Source organism: uncultured Sphingomonas sp., from assembly GCF_964237155.1.
Lineage (GTDB): Bacteria > Pseudomonadota > Alphaproteobacteria > Sphingomonadales > Sphingomonadaceae > Sphingomonas.
Map to the genome: position 1 here is coordinate 23909 of NZ_CAXSHH010000011.1, position 13236 is coordinate 37144.

At 68.9% G+C, this 13236-nt stretch carries 15 protein-coding genes; 5 read left to right on the forward strand and 10 right to left on the reverse strand.

Annotation, left to right across the window (positions count from 1 at the left end):
* Positions 1-4: 4 nt before the first annotated feature.
* From ACFE71_RS04455 to ACFE71_RS04475, 5 genes are read right to left on the reverse strand one after another with little or no spacing between them, the layout of a single operon-like run.
* The gene (locus tag ACFE71_RS04455; RefSeq protein ID WP_375427609.1) at positions 5-799 is read right to left on the reverse strand and encodes a ParA family protein; all 795 of its coding nucleotides are present in this window, start codon (positions 797-799) and stop codon (positions 5-7) included.
* Complete coding sequence (locus tag ACFE71_RS04460) at positions 796-1401, reverse strand: 16S rRNA (guanine(527)-N(7))-methyltransferase RsmG (protein WP_375427610.1); 606 nt, start codon at positions 1399-1401, stop codon at positions 796-798. The genes ACFE71_RS04455 and ACFE71_RS04460 overlap by 4 nt, the downstream gene beginning before the upstream one ends.
* The gene (gene mnmG / locus ACFE71_RS04465; protein ID WP_375427611.1) at positions 1398-3290 is read right to left on the reverse strand and encodes a tRNA uridine-5-carboxymethylaminomethyl(34) synthesis enzyme MnmG; all 1893 of its coding nucleotides are present in this window, start codon (positions 3288-3290) and stop codon (positions 1398-1400) included. The genes ACFE71_RS04460 and mnmG overlap by 4 nt, the downstream gene beginning before the upstream one ends.
* 57 nt (positions 3291-3347) lie before the next feature.
* The gene (gene mnmE, locus ACFE71_RS04470; protein WP_375427612.1) at positions 3348-4625 is read right to left on the reverse strand and encodes a tRNA uridine-5-carboxymethylaminomethyl(34) synthesis GTPase MnmE; all 1278 of its coding nucleotides are present in this window, start codon (positions 4623-4625) and stop codon (positions 3348-3350) included.
* Positions 4622-4978, reverse strand: coding sequence for a DUF6489 family protein (locus ACFE71_RS04475; RefSeq protein ID WP_375427613.1), 357 nt, complete (start codon positions 4976-4978; stop codon positions 4622-4624). The genes mnmE and ACFE71_RS04475 overlap by 4 nt, the downstream gene beginning before the upstream one ends.
* Here ACFE71_RS04475 and ACFE71_RS04480 point away from each other — a divergent pair.
* Positions 4962-5657 carry a dienelactone hydrolase family protein gene (locus ACFE71_RS04480; RefSeq protein ID WP_375427614.1) on the forward strand — a complete coding sequence of 232 codons (696 nt, stop codon included), beginning with the start codon at positions 4962-4964 and terminating at the stop codon, positions 5655-5657. The two genes, ACFE71_RS04475 and ACFE71_RS04480, sit on opposite strands and share 17 nt — an antisense overlap.
* Positions 5658-5691: 34 nt before the next feature.
* Here ACFE71_RS04480 and ACFE71_RS04485 read toward each other — a convergent pair whose 3' ends face one another.
* The 5 genes from ACFE71_RS04485 to hemE form a co-directional block, all read right to left on the reverse strand.
* A complete protein-coding gene (locus ACFE71_RS04485) occupies positions 5692-6399 on the reverse strand; it encodes a TerC family protein (RefSeq protein ID WP_375427615.1) in 708 nt (235 codons plus the stop codon).
* Positions 6400-6576: 177 nt separating this feature from the next.
* Complete coding sequence (rho, locus tag ACFE71_RS04490) at positions 6577-7833, reverse strand: transcription termination factor Rho (RefSeq protein ID WP_375427616.1); 1257 nt, start codon at positions 7831-7833, stop codon at positions 6577-6579.
* 149 nt (positions 7834-7982) lie between these two features.
* The gene (locus tag ACFE71_RS04495; protein WP_375427617.1) at positions 7983-8543 is read right to left on the reverse strand and encodes a Uma2 family endonuclease; all 561 of its coding nucleotides are present in this window, start codon (positions 8541-8543) and stop codon (positions 7983-7985) included.
* Positions 8544-8587: 44 nt separating this feature from the next.
* A complete protein-coding gene (locus tag ACFE71_RS04500) occupies positions 8588-9028 on the reverse strand; it encodes a CopD family protein (RefSeq protein ID WP_375427618.1) in 441 nt (146 codons plus the stop codon).
* 6 nt (positions 9029-9034) lie between these two features.
* The gene (gene hemE / locus ACFE71_RS04505; RefSeq protein WP_375427619.1) at positions 9035-10060 is read right to left on the reverse strand and encodes a uroporphyrinogen decarboxylase; all 1026 of its coding nucleotides are present in this window, start codon (positions 10058-10060) and stop codon (positions 9035-9037) included.
* A 309-nt stretch (positions 10061-10369) separates the two neighbouring features.
* Between hemE and ACFE71_RS04510 the strand changes: the two genes are divergently transcribed.
* Genes ACFE71_RS04510 through coaE form a run of 4 tightly spaced genes read left to right on the forward strand, consistent with a single transcriptional unit; the run spans position 10370 to position 13233 of the window.
* The gene (locus ACFE71_RS04510; RefSeq protein WP_375403401.1) at positions 10370-11206 is read left to right on the forward strand and encodes a pyruvate, water dikinase regulatory protein; all 837 of its coding nucleotides are present in this window, start codon (positions 10370-10372) and stop codon (positions 11204-11206) included.
* Positions 11203-11793 carry a Maf family protein gene (locus tag ACFE71_RS04515; protein WP_375427620.1) on the forward strand — a complete coding sequence of 197 codons (591 nt, stop codon included), beginning with the start codon at positions 11203-11205 and terminating at the stop codon, positions 11791-11793. The genes ACFE71_RS04510 and ACFE71_RS04515 overlap by 4 nt, the downstream gene beginning before the upstream one ends.
* A gap of 25 nt (positions 11794-11818) precedes the next feature.
* On the forward strand, positions 11819-12646 hold the full coding sequence (locus ACFE71_RS04520; protein WP_375427621.1) for a shikimate dehydrogenase family protein: 828 nt from the start codon (positions 11819-11821) through the stop codon (positions 12644-12646).
* Positions 12643-13233, forward strand: coding sequence for a dephospho-CoA kinase (gene coaE, locus ACFE71_RS04525; protein ID WP_375427622.1), 591 nt, complete (start codon positions 12643-12645; stop codon positions 13231-13233). The genes ACFE71_RS04520 and coaE overlap by 4 nt, the downstream gene beginning before the upstream one ends.
* Positions 13234-13236 lie beyond the last annotated feature (3 nt).

The following is a 13236-nucleotide window of genomic DNA, read 5'->3' on the forward strand; positions in this document are numbered from 1 at the left end:
TCGCTCACTCCGCCGCCTCCGCTTGGGTCGGCGCGTGAGCGGGCAGCCGCGCGATCAGCTCGCGGGCGAGCGCGATATAGGCCTGGCTCCCCGTGCAGCGGTGATCGTAGATCAGCCCCGGCAGGCCATGGCTCGGCGCCTCGGACAGCTTGACGTTGCGCGGGATCACCGTGTCGAACACCACCCGCCCCAACACCGACCGGACATCGGTCGACACCTGCTCGGTCAACCGATTGCGCCGGTCGAACATCGTCAGCGCGACGCCGACGATCGACAGTCCCGGATTGAATCGGGTGCGGATGCGCTCGACGGTGGTCAGCAGCTGGCTCAGCCCCTCCAACGCGAAGAACTCGCATTGCAGCGGCACGAACAGCGAATCGGCCGCGACCAACGCGTTGATCGTCAGCAGCCCCAGCGACGGCGGACAGTCGATCAGCACGATCTCCCACCCGCCGCGCGATCGTTGCAGCGCCCGATCGAGCCGGTGGGTCCGCTCCGCCATGCCGACCAGCTCGATCTCGGCGCCGGACAGGTCCTGCACCGCCGGGATCAGGTCCAGCCAAGGCACCGGCGACGGTATCGCCGCCTCGTCCACCGTCGCCGTGCCCAGCAATACGTCATAGCTCGACCGGGCGCGCTGCGACTGCCCGATCCCCAGGCCCGTCGATGCGTTGCCCTGGGGGTCCAGATCGATCAGCAGGGTCTTCTTCCCCGTCGCCGCCAGCGCGGTGGCGATGTTGATCGCGCTCGTCGTCTTGCCGACGCCGCCCTTTTGATTGGCGATCGCGATGACCGTCATCGACCGGACACGCCGCGCAGCACGACGATCTGGGAATCGGAATCGGTCAAGCTTTGTTCCACGTGAAACACCCGAGCATATTGGGGAAGCGCGGCCAGCTCCTCCGAACCAATGCGCCCACGCGGAAGCAGCCAGACCGTGTCGCGTGATGCCACGTGTCGAGCGGCTTTCACAAGCGCCGCGATCGGACCGACGGCGCGCGCGCTGATCGTTCCGGCACGCGCCGCGACCTGCTCGACCCTGGATGCATGGACGACGACATGCGGCAAGCCCATCACCGCCGCGGCCGCTTCCAGGAACGCCGCGCGTCGTCGCCTGGGCTCGACCAGATGGACCGCCGTGTCGCGCACCACCGCCACCGCCAGCCCGGGAAAACCCCCGCCCGTCCCGATATCGAGCCACGCGCCGTCGGTCGGCGCGAAATCCACCAGCTGCAGCGAGTCGACGACATGCCGCGACCAGATGCTCGCCACGGTCGACGGCGCGATCAGGTTCTGACCCGCCGCCTCCTCGATCACGATCGCGGTCAATCTCTCCAGCTTCCCGGATGCGTCCGGGCCGAACCGCTCGACGACCCAGGCGCGCGCCTCGTCCTCGCTCACGCCGCCACTCGTCCTGCCGCCAGTCGTCCTGCCCCCAGTCGTTCTGCCGCCCGTCGTCCCGTCGTCCGCTTCGCATGCAGCAGGATCGCCGTCAGCGCCGCCGGCGTGACTCCGCGTACCCGCCCCGCCGCCGCCAGGCTGTCGGGGGACGCGGCGCTCAGCCGCTCGACCATCTCCGTCGAAAGCCCGGTCACCGCGCGATAATCGAACCCGGTCGGGAGCGGATGGTCGCCCCGCGCGCGTTCCGCCACCTCCGCCATCTGCCGCTCGACATAGGGCGCGTACCGGGCGTCCTCGACGATCTCGGCGACGATCCCGGCACCCAGGCCGATCTCGCTGCCCGGCGCGACGTCGCCCAGCGCCACGGTCGGAATGCCCAGCCAATCCCACGCCGTTCGCCGCGCCCCGTCGCGCGCCACGCGGACATCGCTCGCCGCCAGCCCGGACGCCGTGCTCGTGACCTCCAGCCGTTCGCGAAACGTCGCCCGCTCGCGCTCGCGTTGATCCTGATGACGAAGCCGAGCGTCCGACAGGCACCCCAGCCGCCGTCCGACCGGTCCCAGCCTCGTTTCCGCATTGTCCGCCCGCAACGATAACCGGTGTTCGGCCCGCGCGGTCAGCATGCGGTAGGGCTCGGTGACGCCATGAAGCGTCAGGTCATCGATCATCACGCCCAGATAGCTGGTCGCGCGATCGGGGAGGAACGGCTCGACCCCGATCGCCGCGGCGGCCGCGTTCAGTCCGGCGACGATCCCCTGTCCCGCCGCCTCTTCATACCCCGTCGTCCCGTTCACCTGACCCGCCAGGAACAGGCCGGGCACGGCCCGCGCCTGCAGGTCGCGCCCGAGCGCACGGGGATCGAGATGGTCGTACTCGACCGCATAGCCCGGCATGGTGATCACCGCGCGCTCGAGACCCCGGATCGACCGCACCAACGCCCGCTGCACCTCGACCGGCAGCGATGTCGATATGCCGTTCGGGTACACCACGGGATCGTCCAGACCCTCGGGTTCCAGGTTGATCCGGTGGCCCTCGCGGTCGCCAAAGCGATGGATCTTGTCCTCGATGGACGGGCAGTAACGCGGTCCCGACGCTTCGATCGCACCGTCGAACAGCGGCGATTGGTCGAGCGCCGCGCGGATGACGTCATGGGTGCGAAGGTTCGTCCGGGTCACGCCGCACGCGACCTGCGGTGGTCGCGCGCCGCCGCCGCTCATCGGCGACATGGTCCATCGCTCGGCGTCGGTCGGCTGCTCGCCCACCCGCGCCCAGTCGATCGTGCGCCCGTCCAGCCGTGGCGGGGTCCCCGTCTTCAGCCGGGCCATCGGCATGCCCGACGCGCGGAGCTGTTCGGCCAGCGCGCCCGCGGGCCGTTCGCCGATACGCCCGCCAGCCATCCGTTCGGCGCCCCGGAACATCCGGGCCGCCAGGAACGTCCCCGCCGCGATCACCACCGCGCGCCCGCGCACCGCCGATCCGTCAGCCAGCACCACGCCCGCCGCTCGCCCGGCTTCGACCAGCAGCGAAGCGACTTCGCCCTCGGTCACCCGCAAGTCGCGCTGGACATCGACGACCGCCCGTATCGCCGCCGCGAACAGCTTGCGGTCGGCCTGCACGCGTGGTCCCCGCACCGCCATGCCCTTGGAACGGTTCAGCATCCGATGATGGATCGCCGCCATGTCCGCCGCCCGCGCGATCGCGCCGTCCAACGCGTCGACCTCGCGAACGAGGTGCCCTTTGCCCAGGCCGCCGATCGCGGGATTGCACGACAGCGCGCCGATCGTGCCTCGGCTCATCGTGACGAGCACCGTGTTCGCGCCACGCCGCGCGCTGGCCAGCGCCGCCTCGACGCCCGCGTGCCCCCCACCGATGACGATGACGTCGTTCATGGATCGCCCGTAAGCGCCCGGCGCATGACGGTCAAAGTTGTTCCACGTGGAACAACCCTATTTTCCGATGCAGAACCGCCCGAACAGCGTGTCGAGCATCGCTTCCGTCGCGTCCGCTCCCGTGATCCGCGCCAGCGCCGTCCGAACCCGCCGCAGTCGCTCCGCCAGGATCAAGGGGTCGTCGTCCGCCACCAGCTCCGCCGCCGCCTCCTCGACCAGGTCGCGCTGCCGCCGGTTCAGGGCGGGCAGGTCCGCCCTCGGCGGCGCTTGGGCCGTTCGCGTCCCGACCAGCCGCCACAATGCCGCGATCGTCTCCGGACGCCCGCTCGCGGTGGCAACATCCACGCCGCTCGGCGGTGCCCCCCGCCCCTCCTCATCCGCCCGCGCCCATACCCACACCGCGCCCGCAGGGGGAGCATCGTCGCCCAACCACACAACGATATCAGCGACTTGCGCCGCCGCTCGCGCTCGCTCCACCCCGATCGCCTCGACCGGGTCGGCGGTTCCGTCGACCAGCCCGGCCGTATCCGACACCAGATACGCCACACCTTCGACAACAACGGGAACCTCGATCACGTCACGCGTCGTCCCCGCGATCGGCGACACGATCGCCGCCTCGCGCTGGACCAGCAGGTTCAGGAGCGTCGACTTCCCCGCGTTGCGCGGCCCCGTCAGCACCACGCGTATCCCGTCGCGCAACCGTTCCACGGGCGGCCGCGCGACCAAGTTCGCCATCTCCGCCCGCAGCGTCGCGATCGCCGCCCCGACCTCGCGCAGGTCGACCACGACGTCATCCTCGTCCGCGAAGTCCAGCGCCGCCTCGATTTCCGCCGACAGCGCAAGCACGCGCTCGCCGAACCTCCGCGCCAATGCGCTCACCGCGCCCTCGACCGCGCCGATCGCCTGGACGCGCTGCGCCTCGGTCTCCGCCTGGAGCAGATCGGCCAGACCTTCCGCCTGCGCCAGGTCGACCCGGCCATTCGCCAGCGCCCGCCGCGTGAACTCCCCCGCCTCCGCGCGGCGCAGGCCCTGCGCCGCGAGCGCCCGCTCGACCGCGGCCACCACCGCCCGCCCGCCATGCAGCTGCAGCTCGACCAGATCCTCGCCCGTCGCGCTGTCCGGTTTCGGAAACACCAGCACCAGCGCCCGGTCGATCAATCGCCCATCCTCGTCCTTGAGCGCCCGCAACCCGGCCCGACGCGGCGGCGGCGGTCGTCCCGCGATCGTCCAGGCCGCCTCCAGCGCCCCGGGTCCGCTCACCCGCACCACCGCGATCGCCGCGGGCGGCGGCCCGCTCGACAGGGCGAAGATCGTATCGCGCCCGAGCTCGATCACTGCGGCGGTTTGGGCCCCGCCCCGTTCCCGGTCTCGAACAATCGCCGCCAGAACATCATCCCCGCCTCGCCCATCGGTGCCCAGGACTTCAGCATGCCCTCCAGCATCTCCGGCTTGATCCCGCCCTCGACCATGTCCCCCAGCCGCGCGACGTACCGGTCGTGGAGCGGTGTCAGGTCGGGCAACCCCGCCGCGCGCCGCGCCTCCTCGGGGGTTAGGTCGATATCGATCGTGACCTTCATGTACGCCACCCCTTGAGCATCGCCGGTCGCCCCGGCATGGACATCCACCATGCGCGCGAACGCGTGTCCCCCGCAACGGTACTGGAGCGTTCCCATGACAATGATCGACATCGACACCCTGGACGGTGCCGCCGGCTTCGATGCGTACCTCGCGCAGCCGGGGGAGGTCCCCCGCGCGGCCGTGATCGTCATCCAGGAGATCTTCGGCGTAAACGAGGGTATCCGCCGCAAGTGCGACGCGCTCGCGCGGGCGGGTTATCTCGCGCTCGCCCCCGACCTGTTCTGGCGCATCGAACCGGCCGTCCAGCTCGATCCCGACATCGAACCCGATCTCCAGCGCGCCTTCGGGCTGATGAACCGCTTCGACCAGGACCGGGGCGTCGCCGACATCGAGGCGACGATCCGTGCCGCGCGCGCCCGCGTCGACGGTGGCAAGGTCGGCGTGGTCGGCTACTGCCTGGGCGGTCGCCTGGCCTACATGACCGCGGCGCGCACCGACGTGGACGCGACCGTCGGCTATTATGGCGTCGGCCTGGACGGCCTGCTCGACGAGAAGCACGCGATCGCCAACCCGTTCCTGCTTCATATGGCCGGTGAGGACCACCTCGTCGCCAAGGACGCGCAGGCCGCGATCCACGCCGGCCTCGACGACCACCCCCGCGTCACGATCCACGACTATCCCGGCGAGGACCACGGCTTCGCCGCCGAGATGGGCAAGCGCCGCTCCGAGACCGCGGCCCGCCTAGCCGATCAAAGGACCATCGACTTCTTCGCCCGGCATCTAGGCTGAACCGACATCGTCACGAAGTAACGCTTCGTGAGGTTCAAGCGAACAACGTGGTGATGCCGATCTTGGGGTCGATCGCCCCGTCATAGATCATCTTGCCCGCGACATAAAGGATGACCACCAACCCGACATAGGCGATCCAGCGATACCGCTCAATGTACCGGGCGATCAGGTTGGCGGCGAGACCCATCAGCGCCACCGACAACAGTAGGCCGATGATCAGGATGCCCGGATGCTCGCGCGCCGCGCCCGCCACCGCCAGTACGTTGTCGAGGCTCATCGACACGTCCGCCAAGGCGACCGCCCAGACGGCGCTCGCGAAGCTACGCGCCGGGCGGACCTTCTCCGCATCCTCCTCGGACGGACGGCTGTGATGCAGCTCGCGGTACATCTTCCACGCGACCCACAGCAGCAATAGCCCGCCCGCGAAAATCAGCCCGACGATCCCCAACAGCCACGTCGCGACCAGCGCGAAGCCTATGCGGAGCACCAGCGCGGCGATGATGCCGATCAGGATCACCTTCTTGCGCTGCTCGTCGGGCAGCCCCGCCGCCAACGCGCCGACCACGATCGCATTGTCGCCGGCTAGGACGATGTCGATTAGCAGGACCTGCCCGAACGCGGCCAGCCGCGACGCTTCGGTGATATTGGCGAAATCGGCGAGCGCGAGCTGCCACATCTCGGACAGGGTGGGCGCTGCGGCGGTGGCGGTGGCCGCTCCGGCGGCGAGGAGGTTCAGGATCATACGTTTCGCCTAGAGCCTGTGCGGGAATCGTCAAACCCCCGTCACCCCGGACTCGATCCAGGGTCCAGCTTCTCGGTCGAAAGCTCGCCACGGCGAAGCCGCGTCGTCGGTCGTAGCTTCGCCACGCCGGCCGAGCTTGGGCGTGTCTTGCGCCAGGGTGGCGCAAGCCGCCCTGCGCTACTGATTCATACTGTCGAAGAACACCTCGTTCGACTTCGAGTCCTTCATCTTGTCGAGCAGGAACTCCATCGCGTCGATCGTCCCCATCTGCATGAGGATACGACGCAGGACCCACATCTTGGACAGCTTGGCCTTGTCGACCAGCAGCTCCTCCTTGCGCGTTCCCGACTTGCCGACATCGAGCGCCGGGAAGATACGCTTGTCCGCCACCTTGCGGTCGAGCACGATCTCCGAGTTGCCCGTGCCCTTGAACTCCTCGAAGATCACCTCATCCATCCGGCTGCCCGTGTCGATGAGCGCGGTGGCGATGATCGACAGCGACCCGCCCTCCTCGATGTTGCGCGCCGCGCCGAAGAACCGCTTGGGCCGCTGAAGCGCGTTCGCGTCGACGCCGCCCGTTAGGACCTTGCCCGAGCTCGGCACGACCGTGTTGTAGGCGCGCCCCAGCCTGGTGATCGAGTCGAGCAGGATCACCACGTCGCGCTTGTGCTCGACCAGCCGCTTGGCCTTTTCGATCACCATTTCGGCCACCTGGACGTGGCGCGTGGCGGGCTCGTCGAAGGTCGACGACACGACCTCGCCCTTCACCGACCGTTGCATGTCGGTCACCTCCTCTGGCCGCTCGTCGATGAGCAGCACGAGGAGGAACACCTCCGGGTGGTTGTCGGTGATCGCCTTGGCGATGTTCTGGAGCAGCATCGTCTTGCCGACGCGCGGCGGTGCCACGATCAGCGCGCGTTGGCCCTTGCCCTGGGGGACCACGATGTCGATCACCCGCGCCGACTTGTCCTTGACCGTCGGATCGATCTGATCGAGCGTCAGCTTCTCTTCCGGGTAGAGCGGGGTCAGATTATCGAAGTTGACCCGGTGCTTGACCGCCGAGGGATCGTCGAAATTGACCGACACCAACCGCACCAGCGCGAAATATCGCTCGCCGTCCTTGGGGCCCCGGATCTCCGCCTCGACCGTGTCGCCGGTCCGCAGCCCGAACTTGCGCACCTGGTTGGGTGAGACGTAGATGTCGTCCGGCCCCGCGAGGTAGTTCGATTCCGGCGAGCGCAGGAAGCCGAACCCGTCGGGCAGCACCTCGATCGTGCCCAAGCCCATGATCTCGTCGCCGTTATCGGCCTGCACTTTCAGGATCGCGAACAGCAGGTCCTGCTTCCGCAGCGTCGACGCCCCCTCGACGCCCAGCTCCTCGGCCATCCCCACCAGCTCGGCGGGCTTCTTCGATTTCAGGTCTTTGAGATGCATGCGGGGTCTGCCGACAGGGGATCGGGGAAAGCTCGGGATCGCGGAGATCGCGTGTTCGAAGCTGGCGCGCTGCGACGGAGGACCCGCCTGCGGCTGCGGCAAGGCCTAAGAGGAACCGCAGCCTCCGTCAAGGCGAACACCGGCCGGGCTCAATCCCGCGCGAAGATCTCCGCATGAGGAACGACCAGCCCGAGCGCGGGCAGCTCCAACTCCGCTGGCTCCTGATATGTCCGGTCAGACCAGGAATCCGGCCCGGTTCGCTGCAACACGCGCATCCGCTCGGCGAGCGGGTCGAGGAAGACGATCGTGTCGATCGTCAGCACGAGCCGATATTCGCTGAGCTTGACGCCCTCGTCCTCGCGACGCGTGCTCGGCGAAAGGATCTCGATCACGACCCTTGGATCGCCGAGCGCCTTGGCTTCGTCGGACGTGCCCCGGTCGCCGCCGCAATCGACGGAAACGTCCGGGTAGCGCACCGAACCGGCATGGGTCCGAATGGCCATGTCCGACCCGAACGGACGGCAGCCCGAACCGCGAAGCGCCGAACCCAAAAAACGGTACAGGTTCATCTGCACGCGTGCGTGAGCTACCGTGCCGCCCGACATCACGCGGATGACGCCGTTGTCGAGTTCGGCCTTGATGTCCGAACCCCATTCGATGGCCAGGAACTGCTCGGCGGTGAGTAGGACGAGTTCGGGTTGCGCGGCCATGCCGCCAGTCTACCCCAAACGACCCCGCGCGTGAAGACGCGCCCTCAAGGCTTCACGACCACCAGCACCACGATCAGCGCGATGAGCAGCGCGGGCACCTCGTTCAGCATCCGGAGCGTCTTGTTCGACAGCGTCGGTCGCCCGGCCGCCAGCTTCCGGGCGTACCCAACGGCCCAGCCGTGATACCCCGTCAGTCCCAATACGAACAACAGCTTGGCGTGCAACCAACCCTGGCTCCAAGCCCCCGACATCGTCGCCAGCACGACGCCGAGCGCCAGCACCACGATCATCGCCGGCGTCAGGATTATTTTCCTCAGCTTGCCCTCGCGTTCGACCCACCGCGCGGCGTCGGCCGCGTCGGCCAGGTTCTCCTGATGGTAGATCAGGTAGCGTGGCAACGCGAACAGCCCGGCCATCCAGAAGATCACGAAGATCAGATGCGCCGCCTTGATCCAGTCATACGCCACCAACAACCGCTCCCACATCCCGCTCTAGCCCCGTACCCGCGCGATCAACCGCTCCACATGGGCGATCGGCGTATGCTGACCGATGCCGTGCCCCAGGTTAAAGACATGGGGACGCTCGGGAAACGCCGCCAGCACCCCGTCCACTCCCCGGTCGAGCGCTTCGCCGCCGGCCAGCAGCGCCAGCGGATCGAGATTGCCCTGCACCGGCATCCCCGCCGGCAGCGCCGCGTCCGCCCATGCCGGGTCCACCGTCTCGTCCAACCCGATCGCGTCGGGCGCGACCCGCGCCGCATAGGCCACCAGCTTGGCTCCCGCGCCCTTGGGAAAGCCGATGATCGGCACCCCCGGACACCGCTCGCGCAGGCGCGTCACGATCTCGGCGTTGGGCGCGATCACCCACCGCTCGAATTGTTCGGGGCTGAGCGACCCCGCCCAGCTGTCGAACAGCTGCACCGCCTCCACCCCCGTCGCGATCTGCCGCGCGAGATACTCGACCGTGACGTCCACAATCGCATCCACGATCTCCCCGAAAGCGCGCTCGTCGCCGTAAGCGAACGACCGCGTCTCGCCCTGGTCCTTCGACCCCGACCCGTTCACCATATAGGTCGCCACGGTCCAGGGAGATCCCGCGAAGCCCAGGAACGTCATCTCGGGCGGCAAGGCCACCGCGACCCGCGCCACGGTGGCGTAAACAGGCTCCAGCCGCTCCGGCGCCCGCTCCAACGCCCCCAGCGCGTGATCGACCAGCGGCGGCGTCAGTCGCGGCCCTTCTCCTACTCCGAAGCTCAAATCCTGCCCCAACGCCCAGGGCACCATCAGGATGTCGGAGAACAGGATCGCCCCGTCGAACCCGAACCGCCGGATCGGCTGCAAAGTCACCTCCGCCGCTGCCTCCGGATCGGTCGCGAGCGCGAGGAACCCGCCCTTCTCCGCCCTGAGCGCGCGATATTCGGGCAGGTACCGCCCCGCCTGCCGCATCAGCCAGACGGGAGGCACGTCGAGCCGCCGACCTCTCAGCACGCCGAGCAACGGTTTCACGGAAGTCGACAAGGCGAAGGCCTCTCTCTTCTACTTGAAGAAGAATCTCGAAAAGATGGTGGAGGTAGTGGGCGCGTTGGCGGCGGGGATTAAGCGCGCATGCCCGTTTTGCCAACAGCCGCGAGCGGTCATCCACACGGCGGCCCGGGCGAGTCCGCCGACCGTCCCTGTTATCCACAGGCGGTGGACGATCGCTCCACCTGTGAACGGGCGTGTGGATCGAACCGTGGTTATCCACCGCCGATCGCCCGCTTGGCGGAAACCGCCGCTTCCGCTACCCCTCATGCCTGGCTTATCCACAGATCGGTCCCGACCTTCCAAATGACGCGCCTCCACCTCCACCTCCTGTCGGACTCGACCGGCGAGACGTTGGAGAACATCGCCAAGGCCGCGCTCGCCCAGTATGACGCGGTCGACACGATCCGCCATTTCTGGCCCATGGTCCGAACCGAAGCGCATCTGGAACGCATCCTCCAGGAGATCGCGCAGAATCCCGGCCTCGTCATCTTCACGCTCGTCAACCAAGCGACGCGCCGCACCCTCGAACAACGCTGCCGCACGCTCGGGCTTCCCGCGGTCGCACCGCTCGATCCCGTCAACGACGCGCTCTCCGCGCTGCTCGGCCAGCAGGCCAAGGCGCGTCCCGGCCGTCAGCACGTCCTCGACGCGGCCTATTTCGCGCGCGTCGACGCCATCCAATTCACGATCGCGCATGACGACGGGATCGGTCAGGACGAGTGGGAGGAGGCCGACATCATGCTCGCAGGGGTCAGCCGCTCGTCCAAGACCCCCACCTCGATCTACCTCGCCAACCGCGGCTACAAGGTCGCCAACATCCCCGTCGTGGTCGAAAGCCCGCCGCCCCGCTCGCTCTACGCGCTCCGCCGTCCGCTCATCGTCGGCCTGACCACCAGCGCCGACCGCTTGATCGCCATCCGCCGCAACCGCCTCCTGTCGCTCAACCAGGCCACGGAGACGAGCTATGTCGAACAGGAGTCCGTCGCCCGCGAGATCGCCTTCGCGCGCCGTATGTTCGCCGATAACGGCTGGCCCGTGATCGACGTCACCCGCCGCTCGATCGAGGAAACCGCCGCGGCGATCATCGCGCTCCTGAACGACCGCGGCGGGACCACCGACAGCATCGAGGGCGTCGCGTGAGGCTGATCCTCGCCTCGCAGTCTCTTTCCCGCCGCGCCATGCTCGCCGCCGCCGCGGTGTCGTTCGAGGCGATGAGCCCGCAGGTCGACGAGGACGCCGCCAAGGCGGCGCTCGGCCGGGAACGCCCCCGCGACCTCGCCGACGCGCTAGCCGAATTGAAAGCGGTCAAATTGTCCGCGCGGTTCCCGGACGCGCTCGTGCTGGGCGGCGACTCGCTCGTCGCGCTCGACGACGGAGCGGTACTCGACAAGCCTTACAGCCGCGAGCAGGCGGCCAACCACCTCGCCCGTATGTCCGGCCGCGTCCACCGGCTCTGGAGCGCCGCCGTGATCGCGGAAGGCGGCCGCCCCGTCTGGCGTCACGTCGAGTCGGCGGAAATGTCGGTCCGCCCGCTGTCCTACAGCTTCATCGACGCGTATCTCGAGTCGGAATGGCCGGCGATCGCGGGATGCGTGGGGTGCTACAGGGTGGAGGGACCGGGCGTGCAGCTGTTCGACCGCATCGACGGATCGCACTTCACCGTGCTCGGCCTGCCGCTGCTCGCGGTATTGGATTATCTGCGTACCCGGTCGGTGATGCCCGCGTGACCACCGTTTCTTGGCGTGAACTTTAGTGAACTTCCGGACCCCCGGCCGCCTCTACGCCGAGGTGATCGGCGACCCGATTGCCCATTCCAAGTCGCCGCTCATCCACGGCTTTTGGCTGGCGGCGCTCGGCCTCGACGCCGACTACCGCGCCGCCCGCGTCGCGCCCGCCGACCTCTCCGCCTATTTCGCCGACCGCCGCGCCGATCCGGACTGGCGCGGCTGCAACGTCACGATCCCGCACAAGCTCGCGGCGCTCGACCATGTCGAGGACCGGGGCGACGTCCGCGCGACCATTGGCGCGATAAACCTCGCCATGCGCGCCGAGGACGGCGCGCTGATCGGGGCCAACACCGACGCGGGCGGCTTCTATGCCCCGATCGCCGGCTTCGACTTTTCAGGCAAGCCGGTCGTCGTGATCGGCGCGGGCGGCGCGGCCCGCGCGGTGCTGTTCGCGCTGGCGAAAATGGACGTCGGCCCGGTCACTGTCCTGAACCGCACGCCGCTGAAGGGCGCGGCGCTCCTGTCGACCTTCGGGCTGAAGGGCCGCGCGCTCCCCCTCACCGCCGCCCTTCCGCCCGCCGCCCTCCTAGTCAACGCCGGCGCGCTCGGCATGACGGGCCAGCCCTCGCTTGATCTCGACCTGTCCCCACTTCCCGACGATGCCGTGGTGTACGATCTCGTCTATGCCCCGCTCGAGACCGACCTCCTGGCCCAGGCGAACGACCGCGGGCTGGAAACGGTCGACGGCCTCGAGATGCTCGTCGCCCAAGCCGCCCTCGCCTTCGAGCTCCTCTTCGGCGTCGAACCCCCGCGCGAACGCGACGACGAACTGCGCGAGCTGCTGACGGCATGATCACGATCGGCCTCACCGGCTCGATCGGCATGGGCAAGTCCACCGTCGCCGCCATGTTCGCCGCCGAGGGCGTCCCCGTGTTCGACGCCGACGCCACCGTCCACCGCCTGCAAGGTCCCGCCGGCCGCGTCGTCGCCGCGATCGGGGCCGCCTTTCCCTCGACCACCGGCCCGGACGGCGTGAACCGCACCGCGCTCGCCGAAGCGGTTCTCGGCGACGAGGCGGCGATGAGGCGGCTGGAGGCGATCGTCCACCCCGCCGTCGGCCAGGAACGCACCGCGTTCCTGGCCACCCATGCCGACGCCCCGCTCGTCCTATTCGACGTGCCACTCCTGTTCGAGACCGGCGGTGATACCCGCGTCGACAAGGTCGTCGTCGTCTCCGCCGCGGTCGAGGTCCAGCGCGCCCGCGTCCTTGCTCGTCCCGGGATGACCGCGGCGAAGCTCGACGCCATCCTGGCGCGCCAGCTACCCGACGCTGACAAGCGCGCCCGCGCCGACTTCGTCATCCCGACGGACGTATCGCCGGACCAGACCCGCGCCGCCGTCGCCCGCCTCGTCGCTTGCCTCCTGGCTCCCGAAGGCTGATAT

Coding starts and splice junctions, on each gene's coding strand:
- ACFE71_RS04480 (WP_375427614.1), top strand. CDS start 4,962: ATGACAATGATCGACATCGACACCCTGGACGGTGCCGCCGGCTTCGAT.
- mnmG (WP_375427611.1), bottom strand. CDS start 3,290: ATGAACGACGTCATCGTCATCGGTGGGGGGCACGCGGGCGTCGAGGCG.
- ACFE71_RS04495 (WP_375427617.1), bottom strand. CDS start 8,543: ATGGCCGCGCAACCCGAACTCGTCCTACTCACCGCCGAGCAGTTCCTG.
- rho (WP_375427616.1), bottom strand. CDS start 7,833: ATGCATCTCAAAGACCTGAAATCGAAGAAGCCCGCCGAGCTGGTGGGG.
- ACFE71_RS04475 (WP_375427613.1), bottom strand. CDS start 4,978: ATGTCGATCATTGTCATGGGAACGCTCCAGTACCGTTGCGGGGGACAC.
- ACFE71_RS04510 (WP_375403401.1), top strand. CDS start 10,370: ATGACGCGCCTCCACCTCCACCTCCTGTCGGACTCGACCGGCGAGACG.
- ACFE71_RS04485 (WP_375427615.1), bottom strand. CDS start 6,399: ATGATCCTGAACCTCCTCGCCGCCGGAGCGGCCACCGCCACCGCCGCA.
- coaE (WP_375427622.1), top strand. CDS start 12,643: ATGATCACGATCGGCCTCACCGGCTCGATCGGCATGGGCAAGTCCACC.
- ACFE71_RS04455 (WP_375427609.1), bottom strand. CDS start 799: ATGACGGTCATCGCGATCGCCAATCAAAAGGGCGGCGTCGGCAAGACG.
- ACFE71_RS04500 (WP_375427618.1), bottom strand. CDS start 9,028: ATGTGGGAGCGGTTGTTGGTGGCGTATGACTGGATCAAGGCGGCGCAT.